Annotated in this window: 4 protein-coding genes; all 4 read right to left on the reverse strand. The window is 45.8% G+C overall.

Going from position 1 to position 2,660, the window contains the following annotated elements:
• The coding region (locus PJK54_RS17660) for a DUF2345 domain-containing protein (RefSeq protein WP_271303503.1) at positions 1–762 on the reverse strand (762 nt) is incomplete at its 3' end.
• 183 nt (positions 763–945) lie between these two features.
• On the reverse strand, positions 946–1,224 hold the full coding sequence (locus PJK54_RS17665; protein WP_271303504.1) for a PAAR domain-containing protein: 279 nt from the start codon (positions 1,222–1,224) through the stop codon (positions 946–948).
• A 148-nt stretch (positions 1,225–1,372) separates the two neighbouring features.
• Positions 1,373–2,377, reverse strand: coding sequence for a DUF6708 domain-containing protein (locus tag PJK54_RS17670; protein WP_271303505.1), 1,005 nt, complete (start codon positions 2,375–2,377; stop codon positions 1,373–1,375).
• Positions 2,378–2,398: 21 nt separating this feature from the next.
• Positions 2,399–2,660, reverse strand: a 262-nt coding sequence (locus PJK54_RS17675; protein ID WP_271303506.1) for a hypothetical protein, incomplete at its 5' end; no start/stop codon positions are given.

The raw sequence follows: 2,660 nt of genomic DNA on the forward strand, positions 1-2,660 counted from the left end.
TGGCAATGCAGCCTCCAGACTCGCAGGGCCTGCAAAACTATGTTGCGCGCCTTTGACATCGACCTTGCCCGGCCCGTGCACTTCGATATTGCCGCCACTCAGGCGGAGATAGCCGCCGCCACTGGTGAGCAGAATCTCGTTCTTGGCCTGGAGGGTGACGGTGCCTTCGGTGGAGGTGATGGTCATGGCCTTCTCGGAGGTCAGTTCCATCGCATCACTCTGCGCCTGCATTTCCACCTTGCCGCGTGCGGCAAACAGCTTGATGCCGGCACGTTGCACGAACAGCGAGAACTTCTCGGAGAGCGAGGCGATCAGGCTGCGACCGGTGGCCAGGTTGATGTCTTCGCCGCTGGTGATGCTGAGTGACTTGCCCTGGGCCAGATGGGTGGATTCCGGCGTGCTCAGCGCGATGCCTGCCGGTGAGCTGACATGCAGCCAGGGGGCGTCGAGACGAGCGGCTTCACCACGCCCGCCCGCGCTGGCGCTTGAGGCAGAGCTGCCATCGAAACTGGTGCCACTGTCTTCAGCGCCGTAACGCCCCTGGGCATCTTCACTGGCCTGCTTGAGATTGTCGCGCGACTCGAGCGCTTCTGCGTTGTGGCTGGTGGCGCTGTCACTGAGCGTATTGGAAAGCTGATAGGCGCTGGCCAATTGTTGCTGAGCGGGCGTGAGATCGAGCTGTTCCCCACTGGCGGCGATCCGGCCCCAGCTGGTCAGCAACAGGCCCTGGTAAGTGCGCTCTCCTCCTCCAATGCAAGGCACGACAACGCTACCTCAGCCTGCACCGGCATTGAATTGCATGACACGCAGTCAGCAGCTGGAGTCAATCGTCTCCTTCACGTCAGTCCTTCTCCCTAGGCCGATCACGAAATCGTAGTGAAGCTTCAACGAAAAAACCCTCACGGAGAGTCCATGAGGGTTTTGGGGATAATGCAACTAACTCACTCATCCAAGACCGTGCTTGCCACTCGCAGCAGAGATCAACGTCGCACCACAAGAGGTATGGCAACCATGAAATGCTACCGGCTTGCCATTCAGGCTGATCGTCGGGTGTCCTTCGATGATCTTGCACTTGCTGTGACCATCCTTGGGACACACTACCGTATCCCCAACAACGGCAATTGGCTTGCCCTCCAATAGATAATTGGACTGGGCAGACATCACCTTGCCGCCATGTGTCGTGCTATCACCGAGCACGATGACACCGTCACCTGAACTGAACATTAGTAACTTCCCTACCTGGTCTAATAAGTGTGTTGCACTCAGTGTCTGCAACCGCCCTTTCTAAACAGTAAAACTAGCGATAAATCATATAGTTAGCTATTATTAAATTACGGTATCGTCACAACTTAAAAACCACCATCTGTATCAATTACACTTTTATTTGATTCTTTCGCCTCTCGATATTACGTTTATTAATTTTAGGTATTTCCGCAAACTCACTATGGAAATTTGGTTCCTGCAATAAATTATCATCATCTTTTTCTATTTGACATTGCTCATTTACGTAATCAGGCCAAACGGGTTCTTTACATGATTTAAGTGTCAACCAACGCCCTATCGTAAGCACGTAGACTACTGGGTAAAATATTATGAAAATCCAATACCTGAAATAAATAGCTGGAAGCCACATCGAAGAAAATGCAGTTATATAACAATTCTTTAGGCTTATTGATTTAGAATAATCTATATAACGATCCAAAGGGTCTTCAAACACCTCCTCTGGAGACTTATCCATATATCGAACGATAAATTCCCAAAGTGCAAAAATCTTCTCTGCCTGACCATCATCAGTATAATGACCTACTGAAAATGTATATTTTACTTCATTTGAATCTATTATATGTCCTCTTAAATCTATTAAAAATTTATTTTGATAACCTCTGCCAACATGCCAAAAGACATCATCCCAGCTTACCGCTTTGACTTTTTCTTTTCCACCACAAAAAATATAAACCATTTTATTTTTACGATTAAATCTGATAGGGTAACGAGTATAGGTGAACATATCCTTACCGAACTGGTATCTCCAACAAAACCAAGCAAAAGTGATTAATGATAATGCTATTGCTCCAGGTGCTCCATAGAAAAGCCAAGGACTGACATTGTTGATTTTCATATTAAGAAGGTAGTATATCAACCCTGCACCACCAATAAGTACAGAAATGACTAATATTCCTACAAAAGACGTGCCGAACATACCTCTTAGTCTATCTCTTCTATCAACAAACTCCATATATGTCGAGTTGAAACTAACAAGACTGCCATAGGGATCTGGGATTACTCCAGCTTGGGATTTTTTAGATAGTTTAGCTCTTCTTTCATCATCAGTGAGCGGCCTATTAACTTTAAATGAATTATACCATCCTGTATACATTCAACCCTCCATTAATAAAATTCAATTACTACCTAAATTTTCTAATGCAATTTGTTGCTGCTCAATATCAGTAAATCTTTCACCTGCACCATCGTTACCGAAGAACATAGTCTTATCTAACCACTTTTCTAAGTCATCAGGCTTCATATAGCCAACAACAAACATAACTACTGAAATCATTATTGATATTATAAAAGCAACTGTTGCTATAACTGCACTTGCAAAAAACACAGCAACACCAGCAATTATAATTCCTACTCCCAAACCTATCAGTGAATAGCCA

Source organism: Cobetia sp. MMG027 (assembly GCF_027947415.1).
Taxonomy (GTDB): Bacteria; Pseudomonadota; Gammaproteobacteria; order Pseudomonadales; family Halomonadaceae; genus Cobetia; species Cobetia marina.